Genomic DNA, 25,350 nt, shown 5'->3' on the forward strand with positions numbered 1-25,350 from the left:
GAACAAAAATACCATAATACAGAGCTTTCTATGAGTTTGTACTACGCAAGAGTGTAGTCGTTTGATACAATAAATTCATAGTATTCAAGATAGAAACGGCGGGTGTTCGTATGGTTAGTGATATATTATTAGAAATTGTAACAGCGATTGGCCGCTTTTTACTCAACCCATTACTGTATGTAGCCATCATATTTGCTATTTTATTAGGTTATCGTCGCGTAAAGCAGGAGCGTAAATATTTTAATAGACGGATTATTTGGGGCTGGACAGAGTTAGTCGGACAATGGAAAGATGGATGGCTTTATGCATTGCTTATTTCGCTAATTAGTGTGGCGGCAGGGCTTACCGTTCCAAAAGTTTTTTTAATCCTTGTAATAGCAGTCTCGGTAGTAGGGCTCGTATTGTATTTCCTAAATGCTTTGTCACCTATTTTAACAATGGGTATAGCAACGCTAGCAATATGGGCTATGTCTTACTACAACTGGTCCTTTACTTGGTGGAACATTTCCCTAGCAGGTGTCGATTTAGAGAATGGGGCTATCGTTACCATTTCTATTCTTGTAGGTCTTTGTGTTATTGCTGAAGGTCTTTTAATTCGACGTGCAGCAATGAAGGTCACAACACCTTGCGTGGAAAAAACAAAACGAGGTATGCAGGCGATTGTCTATCGTTCAAGAAATGTTTGGGTACTGCCTATTTTCTTTGTTATGCCTGGTGATGCGATTTCTGCTGTATTCCCGTACTGGCCACAGTTTACGATAGGGGATACTAGCTTTGCACTGGTCCTTTTCCCACTCGTAATTGGCTTTTCGAAGCTGATAAGAAGGGATTTACCTGCCCTAGTATTTCCTAAAATTGGGCGTTCTGTAGTTATACTTGGACAGCTTATTTTAATAGGGGGGCTGGCTGCATATCTTGAACCAATGATCGGTTATATGACGCTTGGGTTGGGAGCAATTATCCGTATCATCATCTCCATCTATTATGCTCAGCAGGATAAAACAGATCATTATGCGGTAGCACCTAGCACAAAGGGTGCAATTATTGCAGCAGTGTTTCCTGATTCGCCAGCTGAGAAAATGGGCTTACTTGCAGGGGAATGTATTCGGAAAGTAAATGGTGTTTCTATTTTTACAGAAAGTGAATTATACGAGGCATTACAATTGAATGCCGCTCATTGTCGTCTCGAAGTGCTAGATCGAAACAATGAAATTCGTTTAACGCAGCATGTCATTTATAGTAATGATCATTACCGAATTGGATTACTACTTGCTGAGCCGAGGGATATATAATGGACGTTTTTGGGAAAATGATGTTGGCGCTCTTCATACCTGCTTTATTGGTGCTATTGTTCACAAGAATTACGTATAATCGCTATGTTGCTCTATTATTGGCTATTGCGCTTATCGCTGCCTCAGTATATGCAGGATATACATCCCCACCAATTATTTTCGTTATAGATGCATTTTCATTAACGGTGGGCTTTTGGTTAGCAAGTAAAATGAAGAAATAAACAAGGTCAGTCCTCGTGGGGACTGACCTTTTTACATGAAAAATCGCACAGCTGCCATTATGATAACACCTGCAACGACAGTAATAGATAAACTTTTTGTAATGAGCGCAATAATTAGCGTTGGCACGAATGTAATAAAGACTGGCCAATCAAGAGTCACAACTTTGCCACTTTCGGTATCGATTAAATTTTCGATGACAAGAGCACTTAAAATACAAACAGGAATAAAACTAAGCCACTTTAGCACTACATCCGGGAGTGTGACACTGCGTACAAAAATAAACGGAATGACACGTGGTAGCCATGTGACAAGCGCACAGCCAATAATCAGCCATACCATATAAGCGGTTGTTGTCATTTGTCAGTCACCACCCCAATAGTTGCTACGATCACCGTTGCTAGCAAAACAGCCACATGTGAAGGTACTATATAAGAAAGACCATACATAATAACAGCCATATAGCCGATTAACTTAATATAATGCATGATTTTACTTTTGCCGACACTACTCAATTGTAAAACTAAAAGAGCGACAAACATAGCGACTAAGGCGAAATCTAGTCCCCATTGTTCAGGATTTGCCACCCATTGCCCTAAGAAGGCACCCGTGACACAAGATAAAATCCAAAAAATATACGCTGTTAAGTTAAGCCCATCCATCCATTTACCGTATAATTTACCGGTTTGCATTTGCTTGGTCACAGCCACCCCAAAGGTTTCATCTGTTAATAAAGTACCGAAGCCTACATTTCTAAGCATGGAATAATGCGTAAAATGAGGGGCTAATGTTAAACTCATTAATAAATGGCGTAAATTGACGACAAAAATGGTTACAATGATAGCAGAAGCAGGACTACTTGTTAAAAGTAGTGCACAAAAAATAAATTGTGCAGAGCCTGCGTAAATCAATATGGTTAAAAGGGCGATTTCCAGTACTGATAGTCCTGAAGCGGAACCTACAACACCGAATGCAAGTCCTATACTAATATAACCGAGTAAGGTAGGTACACAATCCTTCACGCCCTGTATAAAGCTATCGTTGGGAGAGTTTGTTGCCGGATCATGATGAAGCTCTGTTGTACTTGTCATAAATAGGTCATCCTTTCTTAAAAATTTCCATGTATACTGTTGATGGAATAGTTTGATAGTTCTTGATGTTTATTAAAGTATACATATGTCTGATAAAATAAACAATGGAAAATTGGTGATTAAAAATGGAACAAATGAGCAGAAATTTAGCCTTTCAATTAAAGAAAATTAGACAACAACGTCATTTAAGCTTAGATGATGTTGCCAAAGCAACGGGCGTTAGTAAAGCGCAACTCGCTCAAATAGAAAAGGGAGAAGCGAATCCTACTGTATCAACCATTTGGAAAATAGCTGCTGGAATGCGTATTTCATTTTCTTCTTTATTACAGCCGCCAACAGCTCATTTCATGCGTTACAGCGGTAAGGATGTCCCACATGTTGATGAGGATGAGGGACGCTATCGTGTCTATTCGATTATTCCGTATAATCCTGAACGAGGTTGGGAATTCTACAAGGTTGAAATGGAGCCTGGATCCATTAGTAGGAGTGAAGCCCACACAGAAGGGGTAGAGGAAACTGTCATGATTATCAAAGGACAAGCTGCTATTTCTGCTGGAGATATGCATGAATTACTGGATGAAGGGGATACACTAGTATTCTCGGGGCATCAACCCCATGAATATCGAAATACATCTGAAGGGTTAACAATTTTTCATTTAATTTTACAGTATAAATAGAGGTGTCGATAGTGAAAGAATGGTTTACAGTAGAAAATATTGAACTTGTTGCGGCGCAGTATCGAACACTTGGCCCCGTCATTGGTTTACTGCTACCTTTTCTAGAAGCGTTTTTACCATTCCTACCATTAGTGGTGTTCGTTGTAGCTAATGCAAGTGCATTTGGTTTATGGCTTGGATTTTTATTATCTTGGTTGGGTTCTGCGGCTGGATCATACGTGGTATTTTTGCTTGTTCGACATTTTGGTAAACATCCAAGGTTGCGATTTATAACTGGCAGTAAAAAAGTACAGAAACTTATTAGATGGGTGGATATGAATGGCATAAGCCCTCTTTTTGTCCTCCTATGTTTCCCTTTTACCCCTTCTGTCATTGTGAACATTGTGGCGGGTTTATCCCATATTCATAAAAAATTTTACTTAGTCGTTTTACTAGCAGGAAAATTCGTGATGATTTTAGGTATGAGTGTATTGGGATATGATTTAAAATCGTTACTAACAAGCCCTGTGAAATTAATAATTGCGGCAGTTGCGATTGTTATTTTATGGTTTATTGGTAAACTAATTGAGAAGCGTTTGAATGCTCGTGTAGAAAGAGATTTAAAACAAGCGCGAAATTTGACGAAAAAACAGGATCACCATGCAAGATAAAATAGTTGTAGCCTCTTTGATTTGTTGAAGAGGCTGTTTTTTTGTGAAATGAATCATTGGTTTTTATTGTCTATCGAAGGTTGATAGATAGTATTTGCTAGTTATTTTCGATAGAATTTAAGCTAGAGGATCACTGATGTTTATAGCGTCACTCTGACAATGGAATCAGGTTAAGTGATAGAAACGATAAAAAATAATCTATATATAAATGTTAGTGAATGGATGCTAACGTGCAATCAAAATAGTTAGACAGTAATTTATAGAGGAGGGGAAACGAAATGACATTGCGAATTGTTTCGGGACGCTCGGGAACAGGGAAATCCGTATTTATTCATCAAGAAATTGTTGAACAGCTAAAGACTGATCCACTCGGTCAACCTATTTTTGTCATTGTTCCTGACCAGATGTCTTATTCTACGGAATATGAGCTAACGAATAAGCATGGTTTGCAGGGCTTGATTCGTGCGCAAGTGATGACGTTTAAGCGTTTAGCATGGCTCGTTTTACAGGAGACAGGTGGTATTGCTCGTAAAGAAGTGAATGGCTATGGTTATCGAATGCTGATTCGTAAACTTTTGGAGGAACAAAAAAGTGAGTTCTCCTTATTTAGACAAGCTGCTGGAAAACGTGGTTTTACGGAGGAAATTGAAACACTTTTAAAAGAATTTAGTCGATATAGTGTCAATAGCTCTGTTTTAGCTGAAGTAACAGAATCCTTAAAGGCGATTGACGCGCCAAATACCTTACAAGCCAAAACGAATGATTTACATGTTGTTTTGCAGGCATTAGAAGAACGACTTGGTACGACATATGTCGATAGTGAGGGCTATTATCCGATATTAACGGAGCAATTGAAGTATGCTGAAACAATGAAGCAAGCAACTATTTATATTGATGGATTCACAGCCTTCACAGTGCGAGAGTTAGAGCTGGTACGAGAATTGCTTAAGGTAACTAAACAGGTAACCGTCGTTCTCCCGTTTGATCATATAGACGAAGCTTTTGATGAACAGGCTCTTTTTCATGAAGCGGCGTTAACGAATCAACGACTACATGATATTGCAAATGAAGAGGGCATAGACGTCGAGGCACCTTTACATTTTTATTATACTCAAAGATTTCAATCTGAAGATTTACAACATGTGGAAGCGAATTTTGGTAATATGGTGCCACAAACGAAAAAAACTTCTGGAGATGTAATGGTGTTTGAAGCATCGAATCGTCGAGCGGAGGTTCACGCGATTGCCCGGGAAATAACAAAGTTAACAAGAGAAGATGGCTATCGTTATCAAGACATTGTCCTTTTATATCGACAAGCAGAACTTTATGACCCATTGATTACAAGTATTTTTCAACAATATGAAATTCCTATTTTTACAAATACTAAAAAAACAATGCTCCATCATCCTCTGATTGAGCTTAGTCGTTCGGCATTAGAAATCATGACGTCTAATTGGAAGTATGAACCCGTATTTCGAAGTGTAAAAACAGATTTGTTTTTCCCCTTACAAGCAGAGCTAACTATTTGGCGTGAGCGAGCTGATCGATTGGAAAACTATTGCTTAGCGCAAGGAATCTATGGTGAACGTTGGTTTGAAGAGGCTCGGTGGTTTTATAAAAAGTATCGTGGGCTTGAGTTCCATTCACGTGTACAAACAGATGAGGAACGTGCAATGCAAGCAGAAATTGAGGCAATTCGTGACGAAATTCGTCAGCCTTTAAAGGAGTTTCAAGACAAACTGAGTATGGCGCCAACGGGTAAGGATGTTGCCACTGCTTTATTTGAGCTAGTAGAGTCATTACAAGTATATGAGAAGCTTCAAGCTATGAAGGATCGTGAGCTTGAGCGAGGGGATGCACTCGCAGCGAGTGAACATGAGCAAGCGTGGAATGAATGGATCAATGTATTGGATCAATTTGTCTATATGTTTGGCGAGCAGGAGATGTCAGTGGAGGAAGCGGCTAAAATTCTTGATGAAGGCTTTGATACATTAGAATTTTCTCGCATTCCACCAACATTAGATGAGGTTATGGTAGCGACGGTTGATTTAGCTCGTTTATCCAATATTAAAGTGGCCTTCGTTTTAGGAATGAATGATGGTGTATATCCAACTCGAATGGAATATGAAGGTTTATTGTCAGATACGGAGCGTGAATGGTTTAGTCAAATTGGTTATGAGCTTGCACCAACCTCCTCTAACCGTTTATTACAGGAAAATTACTTATTTTATCGTGCTGCCACAACACCGTCAGATAAGCTTTATTTGACGTATCCTACAGCAGATGAAGAAGGAAAGGCACTGTTATCGTCTCTTTATATAAAAAAATTCATCGGAAATGATCAAACAGCTGGTCTGTTAAGTGGGATTCAGGCGGAGCGGGTTGTAATGGATCCAATAGAATTATTAGATGGAAATGCTTTACCGTATTTACGCCATCCACGAACTGCATTAGCCCATTTAATGGTGCAACTACGTCAGGCAGAGCATAGCCGTGAACTGGCACCTGAATGGCTGGCGCTACAAAAATTTTATCAGCAGGACCCTTACTGGGCACTTATCTTTGATCGAGTACATTATCCGATTACTCATAAAAATGAAGCACAGCCATTGGAAACCTATATAACTCAAGAGCTATATGGGAAAAAACTTACATCTAGTGTATCTCGAATAGAGAAATATTTTAGATGTCCATTTTCTCATTTCACAACGTATGGTCTACGTTTAGAGGAACGTGCGGAGTACCGATTAGAAACCTTTGCAATGGGTGATCTATTCCATGAGGCATTAAAGTGGATAACAGAGGAAACTCACCGACTGCAGCTATCTTGGATTCGTTTAACAAAACAGCAAATTAAACAGTTGGCACGTCAAGCAGTAGAGCAAATTGTTCCTGTCTTCTCCCATCAAATTTTATTATCTAGTGCGCGTTATCGCTATATTCAGCGGAAGCTTATTCGAATTGTGGAGCGCACGATGATGGCATTGACACAACATGCGAATGTGTCTCACTTTAAGCCAATTGCGATAGAGGCATCATTTGGCCCAGGACAACATGAACAGCTTCCACCTCTTGAGATTGATTTAACTAGTGGTAAAAAAATGTTTATGCGAGGTCGTATTGATCGTATCGATAGTGCCTCGATAGATGACCGTTCTTATTTACGGATTGTTGATTATAAATCATCAGCTCGAGATTTAGATTTAAATGAGGTTTATTATGGATTGTCTTTACAGGTACTTACTTATTTAGATGTGGCAATGGAAAATAGCTCCTATTGGCTTCCAGGGGAAACGGAGCCAGCTGGGGTACTGTATGTTCATGTCCATAATCCTATGTTAAAACTAGATAAGGATATGACGGATAGTAAAATAGAAGAGGACCGGTTAAAGCAATATAAAATGAAGGGTCTGCTGTCTGAGAATGCTGAGTCCATTTTATCGATGGACGAGCAGTTAGAGGAAAGTAGTGGACACTCAAAAATTATCCCTGTTTATATGAAAAAAGATGGAACACCTTCTGAATCGCAATCACGCATTGTGCCTGTAAATGATATGAAAAGACTCCAGCATTTCGTACGTCGTAAGCATCAGGAGGCAGGGAACGGGATTTTGTCTGGTGATACTGCCATCAGCCCGTATAAATTAAAATCCAAAACGGCCTGTGACTATTGTCAATTTGCCGCGGTTTGCCAATTTGATCCATCCGATGGTAAACAAAACTATCGTCAGTTGATGCAAGCGAAACCAAATGAAATTGTTGATAAAATTCGGAAGGAGATAGAGTAGCATGGTCCAAACAATTCCTATAAAGCCAGCGAATGTCTCTTGGACAGACGATCAGTGGAAGGCCATTTACGCTAGTGGGCAAGATACACTTGTGTCGGCTGCGGCGGGGTCCGGGAAAACAGCGGTACTGATTAATCGTATGATTGAAAAAGTTATTGCTACTGACAATCCCATTAATGTAGATGAGCTACTGGTGGTGACCTTTACGAATGCTTCAGCAGCTGAAATGCGCCATCGAATGTCAGAAGCTCTAGAAAAGGCTATAGTAGAAAATCCAACTTCCAATCATTTAAGAAGACAACTGAGTCTTATTAATAAGGCGCAAATATCAACATTGCATTCTTTTTGTTTAGCGATTGTTAAACAATATGCTTATATGCTCGACATCGATCCTGGATTTCGTATTGCTAATGAAGCAGAGGTAGCTTTATTAAGAGATGATATAGTGGCGGATGTTCTAGAAGGAGCCTATGATTCTGAAGAAGAGACACAGGTACAAGCTATTTATCGACTTGTGGATAGCTTTACGTCGGATCGAGATGATCAAGCGATTGAAACGCTGATTAGTAAGCTTTACGATACTTCTCGTGTACACGCAGAGCCTCAAAGATGGCTAAGGAGTTTACCAAAAGCTTATGAATTAGCAGAGGAAGTGACGATTGATGATTTAGAGCTATCTCACTATGTTAAATTGACTGTTCGACATAGTTTGGAGGAAGCCTTCGTCCTAATTTCAGAAATGCGAGCAATCACCCTCCAACCCGATGGACCTGCCCCCTATGCTGAAACGGCAGAAATTGATTTTGCTATGATTCAGGAAGGGATTCGAATAAGTCAGGAAGGTACATGGCAGGAACTCTTTGATTATTTTGCGACCGTTAAATGGTCTACATTAAAACGAGTATCCAAGGATGCTTTAGTAGACGTGGAGCTACAGGAGCTTGCAAAGAAAAAGCGAGAAGCAGCGAAAAAAATTATGAATAAAATGAAAGAAACCTATTTTATTCGCACCCCCGCACGATTGCTAGAAGAAATACGCTTAATGGCGCCAATTATTGGCACATTAGTGGAATTGACGACGATTTTTAGTGAGCAATTCCGACTTGCCAAATTAGAGCGGGGTATTATTGATTTTTCAGATTTAGAACATTATGCACTGCAAATTTTAACAGTCGAGATCGATGGAGAGCTACAGCCATCTCCCGTAGCACTTGATTTGAAAAAACGTTTTAAAGAAGTACTTGTGGATGAATACCAGGATACAAATATGCTACAGGAAACGATCTTACAACTTGTCAAGTCAGGGGAAGAACAGGATGGTAATCTGTTTATGGTGGGAGACGTCAAACAAAGTATTTATCGTTTCCGCTTAGCTGAACCTAAGCTCTTTATGAGGAAGTATAGTGAGTTCTTGGAAACGCCTGAGGTAACGGGCATGCGTATTGATTTAAATGCTAACTTTCGTAGTCGTAAAGAGGTATTGAACGCGACGAACTATATTTTTGCACAAATTATGGGTGAGCGTGTTGGCGAAATTCTTTATGATGACAATGCGTCATTAAAGCCCGCAGCGCCCTATGATGAAAAAGAAGTACCTGTTGAGCTTGTCGTAATGCACCCTCCACAGGATGAGGAAGTGGTAGACGAGCAAGAGGATAAGACGGAAGAAGCGACTGAGCTAGAGGAATTAAAAAAGTCACAATATGAAGCACGTTTTATTATTGATCGTATTCGACAAATGATGGAAGATGGAACAACTGTTTATGATACGAAATCACTGACAGAAAGGCCGTTGAAGTATAGTGATATTGTTATTTTAATGCGTTCTATGACATGGTCGACAGATTTAGTGGAGGAATTTAAGCTAGCAGGTATTCCACTCTATGCAGAGTCGTCCAAAGGCTATTTTGATGCACTGGAAGTCATGATTATGTTAAATGTCCTAAAGGTAGTAGATAACCCTTATCAGGACATCCCGTTAGCTTCCGTACTACGTGCACCGTTTGTTGGCTTAACAGAAAATGAATTAGCTAAAATTCGCTTAGCTGATTCAAAGGTACCTTTCTATGATGCGCTACGACAATTTATCCGAAGTGAAGGACAAGAGATACAGACAACTACGTTTGAAAAACTTCAACGCTTTATGCTAGCTTTTGAAAATTGGCGAGATTTAGCACGTCGTGGGTCACTATCAGATTTAATTTGGAAAATTTATTTAGATACACATTATTATGAAATGGTTGGCGCAATGCCTAACGGTAAGCAGCGTCAGGCCAATTTACGAATTTTACATGATCGTGCATTAATGTATGAGCAAACAGCCTTTCGAGGTCTTTTCCGCTTTTTACGCTTTATTGATCGGATGCGTACACGTGGGGATGATTTAGGTACGGCTAAATCAATTGGTGAAAAGGACGATGTAGTACGCCTTGTGACCATTCACTCCTCCAAAGGATTAGAATATCCTGTAGTCTTTGTGGCAGGGATGGGACGTCCGTTTAATAAAATGGATTTTCATAATCCTTATTTATTCGACCAAGATTTTGGACTAGCTGTAAAGGCCATTGACCCAGAAAATCGCATTACTTATACTTCATTACCGTTTTTGGCGCTGAAAGAGAAGAAAGAGCTGGAAATGCGTGCAGAGGAAATGCGTGTCTTATATGTTGCCATGACACGCGCGAAGGAGCGTCTAATTTTAGTGGGTTCCGTGAAAAATTGGGAGAAAACGCGAGACAACTGGCAGGATGCGCAAAATATATCAAGTGATGCCCCACTTCAAGAATATTTGCGGGCAAGAGCTAATAGCTATCTAGACTGGGTTGGTCCAGCCGTGGCAAGGCATGGTGACTTTGCCTCTCAAGCTACCACTTCATATAAGGAATTGGACAGCCCATCCCATTGGTGGATACAGCCGGTTGATACGAGACATTATTCGTATGATATACAGCCATTTGATGATGACATACAACAACTCCTTACAACACAAGAGGACGAGGCGCTTTTATCCGAAATAACGACACGCTTTCAAGCGCAGTATACGTATCAAAAGTCAACAAGAAAACGTTCTAAAACATCGGTTAGTGAAATTAAACGTATAGAAAACTTACAGCGTCAGGAGGAGCCAGAATATTATTTTGCACCTCCAGCTAAGCAGACGTCAGCTTCTATTGCACCACGACCAACATTTTTACAGGATCAACAGCTAACAGGTGCCGAAATAGGAACGGCTGTCCATACAGTGATGCAGCATATTCCACAGTTTGGCTTTGATGATATTGGAGCTGTAAAAGGCTTTGTAGCAGATTTAGTAGCAAAACAGCTACTGACAGAGGCAGAAGGAAAAGTGGTCCCTATAGCGAAAGTTTTTCATTTCTTTCATACCGAAATTGGGCAACGCTTTAAGCAAGCAAGACAGATTCGTAGAGAAATGCCATTTACTATTAGCAGAGTAGATGAAGATGGGGATACTCAAATCGTCCAAGGGATTATCGACTGTTTGTTTGAGGATGAATATGGCAACTGGGTCTTGCTAGATTATAAGACAGACCGTATTTTGCCTCATTTTGCAAAGGAGCCCGCTCTGACAAAAGAAATAATGGGGCGTTATGCTGTTCAGCTTCGTGTTTATAGTGAGGCTATTGAGTCCATTTTACAAATTAAAGTAAGCGATAAAGTGCTGTATTTATTCGATAATGAACAAACTGTACAGGCATAAGTTTTTGTTATGGAAAAGCGGAGGATGCAATTTTTTGCTTGCTCTGCTTCAACCATAGCTGCTATTTAAGAGGAGGCTATTTTGTGGAGTTCAAACCGACAATGTTGCAGGATCGACTAGCAACATTAGATATTTTACGAGGTATTAGTTTAGTAGGCATTTTGCTCGTAAATATGTATACCTTTTATTTGCCAATGCCGCATATTGATTTAGCATCTTGGTTTACAACACCATCCGATATCGTATGGCAAAAAAATTTAGATATTTATGTACAAAGTAGCTTTTACCCACTGTTTGCGATGCTATTTGGATATGGGCTTGCCATGCAGTGGCAAAAAGCACAAAGTCGTGAGCAAAATTTCTATACGCTAGGATTACGTAGACTTTCTGTATTATTTGCCTTTGGTTTCATACATGCCGTGCTAATATGGTGGGGCGATATTTTAATGATGTACGCCTTTTGTGGGATATTTTTAGTGCTTTTACTACGTTTAAGCCCTATTTGGTTAGTGGTTAGTGCAGTTATGATTAACGGTTTGATGCAAGTTTTTATGTTATTTGTCATTGGGATTATGCAATTTAATACGAAGGTGGATGACTATTTAGATATTGTATCTGTAGAGAAGGCGATTACAGCTTACGGTACAGGAAACTGGCTAGATGCTTTTATGCAACGCTTAACAGACTTATCGACACAAGCAGGTATAGGAATGTGGTTTGCGGCATTGTTTACTATTTTACCGTATATGTTAATAGGGGCAGCTGCATCAAAATGGCGACTAGTAGAGCGAGCGAAAGAATTAAAATGGCTATGGCTAGCACTTGCGATTACTGGGGTGATTATAGGTATAACGATCAAAAGTTTACCCATCATGTTTACACGGACGTATTTATTTGATTATTTAAAGGTATACATAGGTGGTCCTATCCTTTCAGTGGGTTATGCCGCGGTCATAGTGCTACTTTGCCTGTTACCAATTGTACCCAAGCTACTTAGTCCTTTTGGTAAAATCGGACGGATGTCGTTAACGATGTATATTATGCACTCCATTATCGGCACGTGTTTATTCTATCAATTTGGCTTTGGCTGGTATGGGAAGATAAGTGTAGAAACAGGCGTACTCATTGCCATTGGAATAATTGTTGTGCAAATGATCATCGCCGAAATTTGGTTAACAAAATGGAAGCAAGGTCCTTTAGAGGCTTTATGGCGTAAATTAACGTATAAGGAAAAAGTAGAAATGTGATAATATATTCCGCTTCACATGCATAATCTATGAAGATATAACAACTTATAAAATTATTGTCGCAAAAGTGAGGCAATTTCTATCATATTGTTGTATCATGTAGAAAAAAGAAGGAGCTCTTTCAATCATGAAAATTTTATCATTCAAATTAGGTGGACATGTAAGCTTTGGACCAAAAGTAAAAAAAGAAGAAGCGGTATGGGATGTACTCGCTATTCAAAATGAACTTCAAGTTCTCCCTTCTTTTTCAAGTTCTATTGTAGATGGTATTGCACTAGGCTTTGATTTCGTTGAACAGATTCGTAAATTAGTAGAAGCAGCTGAAAAATCAGATCGTGCTAATAGTTTTAAACGTGAATTTACAGAAATCGAGTGGCTTTCACCCATTCCACGTACACCCAAAAATATTATGTGTATAGGTAAAAATTATAATGAACATGCCAAAGAAATGGGTGCAGAAGCAGCACCAACGGAATTAATGGTATTTACAAAATCGCCAACGGCTATTGCGGCAGATGGACAAACACTTTCCATTCACGCGGACCTTTCATCGAAAATGGATTATGAAGGGGAGCTTGCGATTGTCATTGGAAAACGTGGTAAAAACATTCCGAAAAACTTAGCATATGATTATGTATTTGGTTATACAATTGCCAATGATATAACAGCTCGTGATTTACAAGAGAAGCATAAACAATTCTTCTTAGGTAAAAGCTTGGAGGGCACTTGTCCGCTTGGACCATATCTTGTGACAAAGGATGAAATTCCCAATCCTCAGGACTTAACAGTAGTCACAAAGGTAAACGATGAAGTGCGCCAAAATGGCTCGACGAAGGACATGATGTTCTCAGTTGAAACTTTAGTATCTATCCTATCTCAGCATGTAACACTTGAGCCAGGGGATGTTATTTTAACAGGTACACCAGCTGGAGTTGGAAAAGGCATGAACCCGCCACAATTCTTAAAGGCTGGAGATACGGTAAAAGTATCTATTCAAGGCATCGGTACTTTAGTCAACCATTTTGAATAATAATAGGGAATCCGCGTGAGTCTTTACTCCGCGGATTTTTTTAATACTTACCGTGTAAGTTGTTTTTTAGGGAGTTTCTAAGTCACAAATGGTGTAAATTATGTGAACACTATTGTAATGTTTGAAACCCTTTCCATCGCATGGTAGGATAGAGTTTGATAGAAAAATGAATGAGGTGGGACAAACATGGGTTTTTTAACTAGCCAAACGCATTTGCATATTACTACTTGGGTAGTAGCTATTGTTATCTTTTTAATCGCTGCGCTAATGGGCAAGCAATCAAAAGGCTTACATATGACATTGCGTCTATTTTATGTACTAATTATCATTACAGGTGGGGCATTATTCATTGAAGGCATGAATTACAACATGGGCATGCTTTACGGCTTTAAATTCATAGGCGGTATTCTAGTAATTGGTATGATGGAAATGGTTTTAGTACGCCAAAAGAAAAATAAACCAACTGGCATGTTTTGGATTTTATTTGCAGTATTCTTATTGATTACATTGTTCCTAGGCTTCAAGCTACCAATGGGTCAAAACTTCTTAGCATAATATTTGGTGAAAGTCGTGAAGTATTTGCTTCGCGGCTTTTATTTTATTAAAAACAGCGATCATACTGAAATGGAAGGGAACGGACACCTTTTTGCCGTAATTCCTTCCGCATTTTCGTAAAATCTTTTGAAAAGATAGCGACGTGACAGTGATATTTGGTAAAATGACGATGGATTGGTTTGAAAGAGAGGGAATAACAGTGAAATTCAAGAAGTGGATAAGTGCGACAGCTGCATCACTTTTACTAGCTACTACATTCGTAAGTACTACACCTGTAGCGCATGCGGATGAAAAAGCGACAACATCGATTGCAGAAGAGAGCATCTATGATTTACTCGTTGACCGTTTCTTTAATGGCTCGGGCACAAACGATTTTGATACAAATACGCAAGACCCTTCGAAATTTGCAGGAGGGGATTTTACAGGTTTACAAGATAAATTAAAATTTATCGATGAAATGGGCTATTCGATTGTTTCCATTGGACCTATTTATTCTACAGAGAAATATGATGGATCCATGCTAACAAGCTATTCTACGATTGAACGCCATTTTGGAACTGCAGAAGAATTCCAAAGTGTTGTAGAGGCTTATAAAGCTAAAAATATGTCTATAATGGTGGATTTTCCACTCAATGATGTAAGTCCTAAACATGAATGGGCAAAGGATGCTGCGAAAGCAGACTGGATTGCTTCTACGAATAATGGACAAGTTCAATGGGATTTAACGAATACAGATGTGCAAGAAGCACTTATTCAATCTGCAATCGATTTTGTTTCTACATATGATATTGGTGGAATTCGATTAACTCATATTTCAGATGCTGATACGGATTTTATTAATAAAATGATAGCGGCATTAAAAGAGTCAAAAGCATCTCTTTATGTCATAACAAATGAAGCGAGCGAGGCTGATTTTGATGCAACCTTCTCACCAGCGACAGCAGAAATTTATCGCAATATCTTTAAGAATGTTGATATGGACTCATCTAAATTGACAGAACCGTTTTCAGGCGAAAAGCCGACGCAAATTATGGTGGATTCTTTAGAAACACACCGTTTTACATTCGATTCTGCGAATGAAAACATGTTCCCACCTACACGTTTAAAAATGGCTATGGGTGCTTTATTTATGATGCCAGGAACTCCAGTTGTCCAATATGGTACAGAAATTGCGATGAACGGGGAAGCTAAACCTGATACACATCAACTTTATAACTTTAAAACAGATGAAGAATTAATTGACTATATTAAAAATGTTCAATCCTTACGAAATCAGTCTGCTACTTTACGTAATGGTGATTTTAACATCATTACTAATGAGAATGGTTTACTTGTCTTTACACGTACTTCGGATGAAGAGCAATGGGTAATTATGGTCAATAATACGAGCAAAACCCAGCGAGTGGACTTAACACCTGAACAACTGGGTGAAGGGAAAATGCTAAACGGGATTTTACATGAGGAAAAAGTTCGTATAAATGAAAAGCAAGTGTATCCAGTCATTTTAGACAGAGAAATGGTAGAGATTTATCAGGTTCGCAATGATGAGGGGCTAAACGTGCCGTATATGGTTGCCCTTGGTTTAGTTTGGGTCATCTTTATTGGCTTTGTTGTAATCATCATTAAACGAGGAAAAGTTCGTCGTCAAGAACAAGACGCTTCTTAATATCTACACAAAAAATAGCATGCTAGGAATCATCCTAACATGCTATTTTTGTTTTCATTTACGGATGCTCCAATAGCTCGGCAATTCCAAGCTATCATAGTTTAGCCTTCATAGCTTTTATTCGTGAAGAAAATCGCGATAGTACCCGGCCCCACATGTGAACCGATGGCTGAGCCAATCATCGTAATTTGAACAGCCTGTGGAGAAAAACGCTCCTGAATGGATGCTTTTGCTTCATTAGCAAAAGCCATATCATCACTATGACTAATACCAACAATTTTATTCGTAAAGTTACCTCCACGCTCCTGCATTAAATCCAGCATACGATTAAGTGCTTTTTTACGACCACGTGATTTTTCTATCGGTACAAGTTTGCCATCTTCTACATTTAAAATAGGTTTAATGCTTAGAAGGCCACCTAAAAAGGCACTCGCTTTTGAGACACGGCCACCTTTAGCGAGGTAGTCCAAATCTTCAACTGTAAATAAATGCTCTATTTGAGGAGCGAAAGCGCTAATTCTAGACGCTACATCTTCAAATGGGGTACCTAAATTTCTAAGCCGAACAGCCTCTTCCACAACAAGACCATGTCCTAGTGATGCACATTTAGAGTCGATAATGACTAACTTCAATGAAGGATATTGTTCTAATACTTGATTACGAATCATTTGAGCAGTACTATATGTGCCGGATAATTCTGATGAAAAGGCAATATAGATACCTTCTTCTTCATTTTTAGCTAAATCTTCAAAGTGCTTCAAAAAAAGCTCTGGCGATACTTGAGATGTTTTGGGTTGGGCACCTTGACGGATTCCATCATAAACCTCTTTGGAATCAATGGAAATGACATCTTCATATTCTTTGTTGTTCAATTGCACTCGTAAAGGGAGTAGCACGACATCATTTTCTTCATAGTAAGACTTTGGTAGATCACATCCACTATCCGTAAAAATCTTCATTCTCTTGTCCCCCTAATTTCAACTTACTTTTTAAAGCCTTTTTAGCTTTATTCAGCCGGTACTCACTTAAATCAACCGGAAGGGGTACCACTGAATAAAGTTAAACTGGTAAAAATGGTATGGTAACTTGAACTTACTACGTAACTATGATAATTTCAAGCGTTCGATGAGTATTTTTGCAATCCCATCATCATTATTTGTAGTAGTTATTTCATTGGCAATATTTTTAAGGCTTGATATACCATTCCCCATCGCTACGCCAAGTCCAGCATATTCGATCATCTCTAAATCATTGTCTTCATCACCAAAAGCAATAATACGTTCACGTGGAATACTTAAATCCTTTGCTACGTGTGCAATGCCTACTGCTTTATTTAAGCCACGTCGAACAATCTCTATAATATGAAGAGGTGCACCCCAACGACGATGTTCAATCACTTCAGCGTGCACTGCCTGTAAGTGGTCGCGAATAATGACAGAATTGGCTTCATTTGCCTGTATCAGTAAACTTGTAGGATTATCTAAGAGATGTGTATATAAATCCCCAAGTGTAATTTTCGGATTACCCATATTAAAAATATTTAAGATGCGTTCATCCTCTGTGTGTACATAGATATCATCCTTCACCTCAGCAATGATATTTTCATACTCGTAACTATTAATGGAATTAACGACATCATGGACAACACTTAAATCAATGGGAGTGTGCATATGCTGCCAAGAGACATTTTTAGGGTGATGCACATAGGCTCCATTAAAATTGACTATTGGTGTTGTAAGCCCAAGCTCATGATAATAAATATCACTGGCACGGTATGGACGGCCAGTTGCAATCATTACTTGATGTCCTTGTTCCTTAGCCTGCAATAATGATTTTTTTGTTTTTGCGGAAATTTGTTGTTGGTCTGTTAATAAAGTACCATCTAAATCCAATACGATTAAATGCGGTTTCATAGCTTGTTGCCCCTTTCCTATAGTTTGAATAGTATCTCTTTGTCTTTCATTCGTCAAAATTTTGTCACAGTGAAAAAAGTTTGCTAACATAAAGATGAGACAAGAGTTGGGAGTGACAAGAATGTTTGTAGAAAAAGAAATGTGGGGAAATATTCCTTTATTACATATACATACAGACAATATGAATGAAGATACCCCGGTAGTGATCTTTTTACATGGCTTTATGAGTGCAAAAGAACATAACTTACACTATGCATATCAGTTGGTGCATAAAGGGGTGCGTGTCCTATTACCAGATGCAAAATTTCATGGTGACCGTAGCGAATGCCTCACAGAGATGCAAATGAACTTGAATTTTTGGGACATTGTTATAAATTCTATTCATGAAGTGGAACAATTATATAATGAATTAAAGAATAAAAATTTATTAGCTCATCATAAAATTGGCATAGCAGGTACGTCCATGGGTGGTATTGTGACATCAGGCTGTCTTAAGCTTTATGATTGGATTCAATCGGCTGCAATATGTATGGGTGCGCCTGGTTTTATAAAATTGGGTGAATACCAATTGCAGCAATTTATAAAAAATGGTGTTAATTGGCCCATGACAGAGGATGATGTGCAAAAGATTAATGAGGTCCTCGCAACCTATGATGTCAGTCTAACTCCTGAAAAATTTGCGGGACGCCCGGTTTTCTTTTGGCACGGTGAATTAGATAAAACTGTACCTTTCCATGAAACCTATAAATTTTATGAAACATTACGGGAATACTATCAAGCAACCCCTGAAAATTTAACATTCATGGTGAATAAAAAGGCTGGACATGCTGTACCACGTGACGGAATGGTAGCAGCAACAGATTGGCTTGCAGAGCATTTGGCATAATATGATGCATCTGCTATGATAAGGTTAACACTATGATGGAAGGAGAAATGAGAATGGATCAAGATATGAAAGATAGCATGTTAGGTGCATTAGAAAACGTAATTGACCCTGAGCTTGGAATTGATATCGTCAACTTAGGTTTAGTATATGATGTAGAATTAGATGATGAAGGTGTAGCGACGGTTACAATGACGCTAACATCGATGGGGTGTCCACTTGGCCCAGTAATTGTGGATCAAGTGAATACAGCATTAAATGAACTTCCAGAAGTGAAAAGTACAAATGTAAACATTGTATGGAATCCACCTTGGTCAAAAGATAAAATGTCACGCTATGCAAAAATGGCATTGGGTGTACGCTAATAGTGGCTATTAAAAATCCCTGCTTATAAAAAATAAGCAGGGATTTAGCATGTAACGAATTAATCGATACGGCATACTTGTAATGGACAATTTTCGCAGGCAATCTCATTTTTTAAAAATTGTAAATCATGAATAGTAATAAAGCCTTTGTCAAAAGTCAAAATGTCATGTTTTTTTAAATCATTCAACATACGATTAATCATTTCACGACTAGTCGCACACAAATTGGCAATTTCCGTATTTGTTAGTTGAAACTCAATAAAAATGGAACCATCCTCTAAAGGTTTACCATACGTGTTAGATAGACGAATGAGTGTTGAAAACAAGGCACCCTTTTTCCCATTTAACACTAAATCACGCAAACGACTCTGATGCTTTAAATTTTCTGTCTGTAGCCACTTCATGTATTCCACCATGATTGTAGGCTGTTCTTCCAGTAAATGTTCTAATGACTTTCGACTTAAAACATATAGCGTAGCAGATTCTAAAACTTTTGCAGTCATGGAGTTATAGACAAGGTTACAAAATAATGAACCCTCTCCAATGATACTATCAGGACCACATATACGAATCGTCAATTCCTTGCCAGCCTCAGTTTCTTGACTAATCGATATAACACCTGACTTAATATAGTATATTTCCTTTGACCGTTCACCTTCTAGAAAAATTTTATTCCCTTTATTTACTTTGATAAAAACACCATGCTTTTGAAAAAGGTCCATAATTTTTTCAAACATATTATCCATTGAAACCATATCTCCAACACATCGCTTTCTTTTTGTAATAAATGGCGATTATTACAAAAGGACAGTGGATTTTTCGATACTAAAACATAGAAACATACTATTATTATAACGTAAATTTTCATGAATAAGTGTAAAAATTTAGTGCTATTTCTTTGCGAAGAACTGTCGAGTGATGTAAAATAAAGTTAGTCAAAGAAGGTCAAACTTTTAAAAAGAACCAGAATGGGTATAAAAATTATGCGAAATATTAAAGTAAAGGAGTGCTAGTTATGCAATTTCAACAAACAGATAATCAAAAGCCATTAGAGCAATTCGGCCGTAATTTAATAGAAGAAGTTAAAAATGGCAAAATGGATCCTGTCATTGGGCGCGATGAGGAAATTCGAAATGTCATTCGCATTTTAACGCGTAAAACAAAAAATAATCCTGTATTAATTGGTGAGCCAGGAGTTGGTAAAACAGCGATTGTAGAAGGTTTAGCTCAACGTATTGTGAAGGGTGATGTACCAGAGGGCTTGAAAGAGTGCGTGCTATACGAGCTGGATATGAGTGCCTTAATTGCAGGTGCAAGCTACCGTGGCCAATTTGAAGAGCGTTTAAAAGGCGTGTTAAAAGAAGTGAAAGATTCAGAAGGTCAAATCATTTTATTTATTGATGAAATTCATACAATTGTAGGCGCAGGCAAAACGGATGGCGCTATGGATGCAGGAAATATGTTAAAGCCCATGCTAGCTCGTGGTGAATTACATTGTATCGGTGCTACTACATTAGATGAATATCGTATGTATATTGAAAAAGATCCTGCTTTAGAACGCCGGTTCCAGCAAGTTCTTGTACGTGAGCCTTCTATTGAGGATACTGTGTCTATTTTAAGAGGCTTAAAAGAACGCTTTGAATTACATCATGCAGTACGTATTCATGACCGCGCGATTGTGGCCGCAGCTGAACTCTCCAATCGTTATATTACAGAGCGATTTTTACCAGATAAGGCGATTGATTTAATTGACGAGGCATGTGCAATGATTCGAACAGAAATTGATTCAATGCCACAGGAACTTGATGCCGTGACTCGTCGTATTATGCAGCTAGAAATTGAAGAACAAGCGTTGCGTAAGGAAAAGGACGAAGCAAGTAAAAAGCGTCTGGAGCAATTACGAGAGGAATTGGCAAAATTAAAAGAGTCCTCTGAAGGAATGCGGCAACAATGGGAGGCAGAGAAGGAAAAGCTACATGATATTCAGAAAAAACGGGAGACATTAGATAAGTACCGTCGTGATTTAGATGAAGCGGAAAGTAAGTATGATTTAAATAAAGCCGCAGAATTACGTCATGGTAAAATTCCAACACTTGAAAAAGACATTCAAGTGCTCGAAAAAGAATTAGAAAGCGGCGCAGAGTCCCGTATTTTACGTGAAGAAGTGACAGCTGAAGAAATCGCAGCAATTGTTTCTCGCTGGACAGGTATTCCTGTGACAAAATTAGTGGAAGGCGAGCGAGAAAAACTATTACGTTTAAAAGATACATTACATGAACGCGTAGTTGGCCAAGATACAGCTGTTCAATTAGTAACAGAGGCTGTATGGCGTGCTCGTGCAGGCATTAAAGATCCGCATCGTCCAATTGGTAGCTTTTTATTCTTAGGTCCGACAGGTGTTGGTAAAACAGAGCTTGCTAAGGCACTAGCTGCTCAATTATTTGATTCAGAGGATCATTTTATTCGAATTGATATGAGCGAATATATGGAGAAGCATAGTGTGTCTCGCTTAGTTGGTGCTCCTCCAGGGTACATTGGCTATGAGGAAGGCGGTCAATTAACGGAAGCTGTCCGTCGTAACCCTTATTCTGTAGTGTTATTAGATGAAATTGAAAAAGCACATCCAGATGTGGCTAATATTTTATTGCAAATTTTAGATGACGGTCGAATTACAGATAGTCAAGGACGTATGGTCAATTTTACAAATACCGTAGTGATTTTAACATCGAATATCGGCTCTAGTTATTTAATGGAGGCAAAAGATGACGATCCAACCGTTGAAGACTTGGTTATGACTGCTCTCAGACAGCATTTCAAACCAGAGTTATTAAACCGTATGGATGATATTATTTTTTTCCATGCCCTATCAAATAAACACTTTACAGCGATTGCTTGGAAGTATGTAGAGCAGTTAATTAACCGTGTGGCTGAACAGGAAATTACATTAGCTGTCGACCATGAAGTTATTGATTGGGTTGTCCTACAAGGAGCAGATGCTCAATTCGGGGCAAGACCACTAAAACGCTTCGTACAACGACATATCGAAACGGCTGTGGCTAAGGAACTGCTACGAGGCGAGGTATTGCCTGGAGAAACATTGCATGTAAAAATGCGTGATGGCCATTGTATAGTGGAAAAATAACAGAAAAAACCTGTTTCGCATAATGCGGAACAGGTTTTTTCTAGCTGAATTAATGATGGTCTGCAGCCTCTGGTGTAGGATCGTTTGGAATGATTGCTCCAATAATAAAAATTAAGATGGAGAATACAACTGAAACGATTGCCCCTGTCTTAAAATCAAATGGTGCACCAAGTACAGAGCTGACTACATAGTTTAACATTGAAACTAGTAGGAATGACCATACGAACGTTACGATATATTGCATTAATTTCACCTCAACCGAACTTTTTTCATCATAAGTTTTTACTCATATTCATTATCATATCATAACATAAATCGAAAAAAAATGAATCTTTTATGTGAAACATGGCGAATTTGTCACAACAAATACAAGGTTTTGCATTTTATAATTCTCATGTATTTTTTGCGGCATTCATTTTGCCAAAGTATGCAAACCTGAAAAAGGGAATTTGGCAACTCTATAGACTTCACACTATACGGAGTATAAGCCTAAGCTTACTTTCAATAACAAAGAAACGACTCGTTCCATACACAATAATTTTAAATCATCTTGCGTCATTCCTTTACTATGCGTTATAATTATGACCAGTTACTAATAATTGATAGTAAGAAAGCTGAGGGGTTGCTATATGAACGCTGGTATTTTAGGAATAGGCAAATACGTTCCTGAGAAAGTCGTGACAAATTTTGATTTAGAAAAAATAATGGATACTTCGGATGAGTGGATTCGTACGCGAACAGGCATTGAAGAACGTCATTTTGCGGCAGATGATCAGGAAACTTCAGATTTAGCAGTAGCCGCTGCTAAAGAAGCTATTGCAAAAGCGGGTATTACGCCTGAGGAGATTGGGTTAATACTTGTAGCAACTGTCACACAGGATCAAACTTTCCCAAGTGTAGCATGTATGGTTCAGGAACAACTCGGAGCAGTAAATGCTGCGGCGATGGATCAAGCAGCCGCATGTGCAGGATTTATATATAGTTTAGTGACAGCTAAACATTTTGTAGAGGCAAACACTTATAAATATGTCTTAGTAGTAGGTGTTGAAAAGCTGTCAAAAGTCATTGATTGGAATGATCGTAATACAGCAGTATTATTCGGTGATGGCGCGAGCGCAGCAGTTGTAGGGCCAGTATCTGAAGGCAGAGGTATTTTATCATTTGAGCTTGGTGCAGATGGCACAGGCGGTAAAAATCTTTATTTAACAAAACAAGACACGATTGCCATGAATGGTCGTGAAGTATTTAAATTTGCTGTACGTCAAATGGGTGAATCGGCTGTAAGTGTGTTAGATAAAGCAGGATTAACAAAAGAAGACGTAGATTTTTTAGTGCCGCATCAGGCAAATATACGTATTATGGAATCTGCTCGTGAGCGATTAGAGCTACCACCAGAAAAAATGTCAAAAACGATTCATAAATATGGGAATACTTCTGCAGCATCGATTGGTATTTCCTTGGTAGATGAGCTTGAAGCAGGTAAAATTAAAGAGGATGATTTATTAGTCCTTGTTGGTTTTGGTGGCGGCTTAACATGGGGTGCCGTAGCCATGAGATGGGGAAAATAAATAGGAAAAATGCTTGAGGGGAGTATGACAATGAGTAAAAGACGAGTAGTAATTACAGGAATTGGCGCAGTTACACCACTAGGAAATAGCATCGAAGAAACATGGACGAACATTAAAGCTGGTAAATCTGGCATTGGTGAGCTAACACGTTTAAATAAAGAGCTTTTTGCAGCCAAAATTGCAGCAGAAGTGAAAGATTTTGATATTGAAAAATATATTGATCGTAAAGAAGCTCGAAAGATGGACCGCTTTACACATTATGCATTAGCTGCTTCAATCATGGCTATGGAAGATGCACAGCTAACAATTGATGAGGAGTTAGCTCCACGTGCGGGTGTTTGGATTGGTTCGGGTATTGGTGGAATGGAAACCTATGAGCAACAGTTTTTAACATTCCAAGAGCGCGGGGCAAGACGAGTTAGCCCATTCTTCATTCCAATGATGATTCCTGATATGGCTTCAGGTCAAGTGTCGATTCATTTTGGTGCAAAGGGAATTAACTCTTGCTCAGTAACAGCATGTGCTTCTGGAACAAACTCAATTGGAGATGCTTTTAAAGTTATTGAACGTGGGGATGCAGATGTTATGATTTCAGGTGGTGCGGAATCACCAATCGTAACGATGGCTGTCGCAGGTTTCTGTGCCAATACTGCATTATCTTTAAATCAAAATCCACAAGAAGCATGCCGTCCATTTGATAAAAATCGTGATGGATTTATTATTGGTGAAGGCGCAGGTATTGTCATCTTAGAAGAGTACGAACATGCAAAAGCTCGTGGCGCAAAAATCTATGCGGAAGTATTAGGTTATGGTGCAACAGGAGATGCTCATCATATTACTGCTCCAGCTCCAGAGGGTGAAGGTGCGGCACGTGCAATGATGCAAGCATTGACAGATGCTGGTGTAGAGGCATCTCAAGTTGATTATATTAATGCACATGGCACTAGTACGCCATATAATGACTTATTTGAAACACAAGCTGTTAAAACTGCTTTCGGTGACCATGCTTATAACCTAGCTATGAGTTCTACAAAGTCTATGACAGGACACTTATTAGGGGCAGCAGGGGGCGTAGAAGCTATTTTTACCGCTCTTGCGCTTAAAGAAGGTATATTACCACCAACAATTAATTTAACAGATCCAGATCCTGATTGTGATTTAGATTATGTTCCAAATGAAGCGAGAGAAGCAAACATTCAATATGCAATGAGTAATTCTCTTGGTTTTGGTGGGCACAATGCAAGTCTTCTATTTAAAAAATATGAAGCATAAATAGTACATCTAAACTCAAAAAACGTCAGCCAAATTTAAACGGCTGACGTCTTTTTTTATAGTTTTGTGAATAAATGATAAGTAAGAAGAAATAGAAAGGATGCCGTTACATTGTTCCGTCTCTTTTTATTTTTAGTAAGCTATGGTCTCATGATCCTCTCATTAGGGAATCTTATATTGTATTTAAATTACCGTACGCTAGGGTATTCTTGGAAAGTTGTGTTCAAATTTATGTTTCAAACAACGGAATTTTATATGGCGGTTGGTGCTTGTA

At 38.7% G+C, this 25,350-nt stretch carries 21 protein-coding genes; 15 read left to right on the plus strand and 6 right to left on the minus strand.

The annotated features are described in order from the left end of the window. The first annotated feature begins 110 nt into the window (after positions 1–110). A complete protein-coding gene (locus tag MKY80_RS03255) occupies positions 111–1,292 on the plus strand; it encodes a PDZ domain-containing protein (RefSeq protein ID WP_008178787.1) in 1,182 nt (393 codons plus the stop codon). Further along, complete coding sequence (locus tag MKY80_RS03260) at positions 1,292–1,513, plus strand: DUF2198 family protein (protein WP_008178785.1); 222 nt, start codon at positions 1,292–1,294, stop codon at positions 1,511–1,513. The genes MKY80_RS03255 and MKY80_RS03260 overlap by 1 nt, the downstream gene beginning before the upstream one ends. Before the next feature lie 31 nt (positions 1,514–1,544). Here MKY80_RS03260 and MKY80_RS03265 read toward each other — a convergent pair whose 3' ends face one another. Together MKY80_RS03265 and MKY80_RS03270 are read right to left on the minus strand one after the other, a co-directional pair. Continuing rightward, positions 1,545–1,871, minus strand: coding sequence for an AzlD domain-containing protein (locus MKY80_RS03265; protein WP_008178784.1), 327 nt, complete (start codon positions 1,869–1,871; stop codon positions 1,545–1,547). Further along, positions 1,868–2,602 carry an AzlC family ABC transporter permease gene (locus tag MKY80_RS03270; protein ID WP_008178782.1) on the minus strand — a complete coding sequence of 245 codons (735 nt, stop codon included), beginning with the start codon at positions 2,600–2,602 and terminating at the stop codon, positions 1,868–1,870. The genes MKY80_RS03265 and MKY80_RS03270 overlap by 4 nt, the downstream gene beginning before the upstream one ends. 125 nt (positions 2,603–2,727) lie before the next feature. Between MKY80_RS03270 and MKY80_RS03275 the strand changes: the two genes are divergently transcribed. The 8 genes from MKY80_RS03275 (at position 2,728) to MKY80_RS03310 (ending at position 15,933) form a co-directional block, all read left to right on the plus strand. Beyond that, positions 2,728–3,279 (plus strand): XRE family transcriptional regulator, encoded by a 552-nt coding sequence (locus tag MKY80_RS03275; protein ID WP_342531992.1) that lies wholly within the window; start codon positions 2,728–2,730, stop codon positions 3,277–3,279. Between the two features lie 11 nt (positions 3,280–3,290). Continuing rightward, the gene (locus MKY80_RS03280; protein WP_342531993.1) at positions 3,291–3,929 is read left to right on the plus strand and encodes a TVP38/TMEM64 family protein; all 639 of its coding nucleotides are present in this window, start codon (positions 3,291–3,293) and stop codon (positions 3,927–3,929) included. Positions 3,930–4,207: 278 nt separating this feature from the next. Next, on the plus strand, positions 4,208–7,717 hold the full coding sequence (gene addB, locus MKY80_RS03285) for a helicase-exonuclease AddAB subunit AddB (RefSeq protein ID WP_342531995.1): 3,510 nt from the start codon (positions 4,208–4,210) through the stop codon (positions 7,715–7,717). Position 7,718: 1 nt separating this feature from the next. Further along, the gene (addA, locus tag MKY80_RS03290) at positions 7,719–11,435 is read left to right on the plus strand and encodes a helicase-exonuclease AddAB subunit AddA (RefSeq protein ID WP_342531997.1); all 3,717 of its coding nucleotides are present in this window, start codon (positions 7,719–7,721) and stop codon (positions 11,433–11,435) included. A gap of 83 nt (positions 11,436–11,518) precedes the next feature. Then, the gene (locus MKY80_RS03295; RefSeq protein WP_089986726.1) at positions 11,519–12,682 is read left to right on the plus strand and encodes a DUF418 domain-containing protein; all 1,164 of its coding nucleotides are present in this window, start codon (positions 11,519–11,521) and stop codon (positions 12,680–12,682) included. A 127-nt stretch (positions 12,683–12,809) separates the two neighbouring features. Next, positions 12,810–13,712 carry a fumarylacetoacetate hydrolase family protein gene (locus tag MKY80_RS03300; protein ID WP_025116790.1) on the plus strand — a complete coding sequence of 301 codons (903 nt, stop codon included), beginning with the start codon at positions 12,810–12,812 and terminating at the stop codon, positions 13,710–13,712. Between the two features lie 186 nt (positions 13,713–13,898). Continuing rightward, entirely contained in the window at positions 13,899–14,267 is a 369-nt protein-coding gene (locus MKY80_RS03305; RefSeq protein WP_012292941.1) for a YisL family protein, read from the plus strand. 142 nt (positions 14,268–14,409) lie between these two features. Next, complete coding sequence (locus MKY80_RS03310; protein ID WP_342532003.1) at positions 14,410–15,933, plus strand: alpha-amylase family glycosyl hydrolase; 1,524 nt, start codon at positions 14,410–14,412, stop codon at positions 15,931–15,933. A gap of 101 nt (positions 15,934–16,034) precedes the next feature. Here the strand turns inward: MKY80_RS03310 and MKY80_RS03315 are convergent, their stop codons facing one another. Both MKY80_RS03315 and MKY80_RS03320 read right to left on the minus strand, forming a co-directional pair. After that, positions 16,035–16,892 carry a DegV family protein gene (locus tag MKY80_RS03315; RefSeq protein WP_090003096.1) on the minus strand — a complete coding sequence of 286 codons (858 nt, stop codon included), beginning with the start codon at positions 16,890–16,892 and terminating at the stop codon, positions 16,035–16,037. A gap of 144 nt (positions 16,893–17,036) precedes the next feature. Beyond that, a complete protein-coding gene (locus tag MKY80_RS03320; protein WP_342532006.1) occupies positions 17,037–17,846 on the minus strand; it encodes a Cof-type HAD-IIB family hydrolase in 810 nt (269 codons plus the stop codon). A gap of 121 nt (positions 17,847–17,967) precedes the next feature. Here MKY80_RS03320 and MKY80_RS03325 point away from each other — a divergent pair, with 121 nt between their 5' ends. Next, positions 17,968–18,732 carry a prolyl oligopeptidase family serine peptidase gene (locus tag MKY80_RS03325; RefSeq protein ID WP_342532008.1) on the plus strand — a complete coding sequence of 255 codons (765 nt, stop codon included), beginning with the start codon at positions 17,968–17,970 and terminating at the stop codon, positions 18,730–18,732. A 53-nt stretch (positions 18,733–18,785) separates the two neighbouring features. After that, the gene (locus MKY80_RS03330; RefSeq protein WP_036123413.1) at positions 18,786–19,094 is read left to right on the plus strand and encodes a metal-sulfur cluster assembly factor; all 309 of its coding nucleotides are present in this window, start codon (positions 18,786–18,788) and stop codon (positions 19,092–19,094) included. 59 nt (positions 19,095–19,153) lie between these two features. Here MKY80_RS03330 and MKY80_RS03335 read toward each other — a convergent pair whose 3' ends face one another. Continuing rightward, entirely contained in the window at positions 19,154–19,831 is a 678-nt protein-coding gene (locus MKY80_RS03335) for a Crp/Fnr family transcriptional regulator (protein ID WP_249663306.1), read from the minus strand. A gap of 278 nt (positions 19,832–20,109) precedes the next feature. On the opposite strand from MKY80_RS03335, the gene MKY80_RS03340 reads away from it, so the two are divergent. Next, positions 20,110–22,236: an AAA family ATPase gene (locus MKY80_RS03340; RefSeq protein ID WP_107921572.1), complete on the plus strand. Its 2,127-nt coding sequence runs from the start codon at positions 20,110–20,112 to the stop codon at positions 22,234–22,236. A 49-nt stretch (positions 22,237–22,285) separates the two neighbouring features. Here the strand turns inward: MKY80_RS03340 and MKY80_RS03345 are convergent, their stop codons facing one another. Next, positions 22,286–22,480, minus strand: coding sequence for a YjzD family protein (locus tag MKY80_RS03345; RefSeq protein ID WP_025116798.1), 195 nt, complete (start codon positions 22,478–22,480; stop codon positions 22,286–22,288). A gap of 385 nt (positions 22,481–22,865) precedes the next feature. Between MKY80_RS03345 and MKY80_RS03350 the strand changes: the two genes are divergently transcribed. Next, positions 22,866–23,804 carry a beta-ketoacyl-ACP synthase III gene (locus MKY80_RS03350; RefSeq protein WP_008181752.1) on the plus strand — a complete coding sequence of 313 codons (939 nt, stop codon included), beginning with the start codon at positions 22,866–22,868 and terminating at the stop codon, positions 23,802–23,804. A 30-nt stretch (positions 23,805–23,834) separates the two neighbouring features. Next, positions 23,835–25,076, plus strand: coding sequence for a beta-ketoacyl-ACP synthase II (gene fabF / locus MKY80_RS03355; RefSeq protein WP_090003095.1), 1,242 nt, complete (start codon positions 23,835–23,837; stop codon positions 25,074–25,076). Positions 25,077–25,350: the final 274 nt, after the last annotated feature.

This window comes from Lysinibacillus sp. FSL R5-0849 (assembly GCF_038595075.1).
Taxonomy (GTDB): Bacteria; Bacillota; Bacilli; order Bacillales_A; family Planococcaceae; genus Lysinibacillus; species Lysinibacillus fusiformis.

What these genes read in the sequence shown, in the direction of transcription:
- MKY80_RS03255 (WP_008178787.1), top strand. Translation starts at nt 111, where the DNA reads ATGGTTAGTGATATATTATTAGAAATTGTAACAGCGATTGGCCGCTTT.
- MKY80_RS03260 (WP_008178785.1), top strand. Translation starts at nt 1,292, where the DNA reads ATGGACGTTTTTGGGAAAATGATGTTGGCGCTCTTCATACCTGCTTTA.
- MKY80_RS03265 (WP_008178784.1), bottom strand. Translation starts at nt 1,871, where the DNA reads ATGACAACAACCGCTTATATGGTATGGCTGATTATTGGCTGTGCGCTT.
- MKY80_RS03270 (WP_008178782.1), bottom strand. Translation starts at nt 2,602, where the DNA reads ATGACAAGTACAACAGAGCTTCATCATGATCCGGCAACAAACTCTCCC.
- MKY80_RS03275 (WP_342531992.1), top strand. Translation starts at nt 2,728, where the DNA reads ATGGAACAAATGAGCAGAAATTTAGCCTTTCAATTAAAGAAAATTAGA.
- addB (WP_342531995.1), top strand. Translation starts at nt 4,208, where the DNA reads ATGACATTGCGAATTGTTTCGGGACGCTCGGGAACAGGGAAATCCGTA.
- addA (WP_342531997.1), top strand. Translation starts at nt 7,719, where the DNA reads ATGGTCCAAACAATTCCTATAAAGCCAGCGAATGTCTCTTGGACAGAC.
- MKY80_RS03300 (WP_025116790.1), top strand. Translation starts at nt 12,810, where the DNA reads ATGAAAATTTTATCATTCAAATTAGGTGGACATGTAAGCTTTGGACCA.
- MKY80_RS03305 (WP_012292941.1), top strand. Translation starts at nt 13,899, where the DNA reads ATGGGTTTTTTAACTAGCCAAACGCATTTGCATATTACTACTTGGGTA.
- MKY80_RS03315 (WP_090003096.1), bottom strand. Translation starts at nt 16,892, where the DNA reads ATGAAGATTTTTACGGATAGTGGATGTGATCTACCAAAGTCTTACTAT.
- MKY80_RS03320 (WP_342532006.1), bottom strand. Translation starts at nt 17,846, where the DNA reads ATGAAACCGCATTTAATCGTATTGGATTTAGATGGTACTTTATTAACA.
- MKY80_RS03325 (WP_342532008.1), top strand. Translation starts at nt 17,968, where the DNA reads ATGTTTGTAGAAAAAGAAATGTGGGGAAATATTCCTTTATTACATATA.
- MKY80_RS03330 (WP_036123413.1), top strand. Translation starts at nt 18,786, where the DNA reads ATGGATCAAGATATGAAAGATAGCATGTTAGGTGCATTAGAAAACGTA.
- MKY80_RS03335 (WP_249663306.1), bottom strand. Translation starts at nt 19,831, where the DNA reads ATGTTTGAAAAAATTATGGACCTTTTTCAAAAGCATGGTGTTTTTATC.
- MKY80_RS03340 (WP_107921572.1), top strand. Translation starts at nt 20,110, where the DNA reads ATGCAATTTCAACAAACAGATAATCAAAAGCCATTAGAGCAATTCGGC.
- MKY80_RS03345 (WP_025116798.1), bottom strand. Translation starts at nt 22,480, where the DNA reads ATGCAATATATCGTAACGTTCGTATGGTCATTCCTACTAGTTTCAATG.
- MKY80_RS03350 (WP_008181752.1), top strand. Translation starts at nt 22,866, where the DNA reads ATGAACGCTGGTATTTTAGGAATAGGCAAATACGTTCCTGAGAAAGTC.
- fabF (WP_090003095.1), top strand. Translation starts at nt 23,835, where the DNA reads ATGAGTAAAAGACGAGTAGTAATTACAGGAATTGGCGCAGTTACACCA.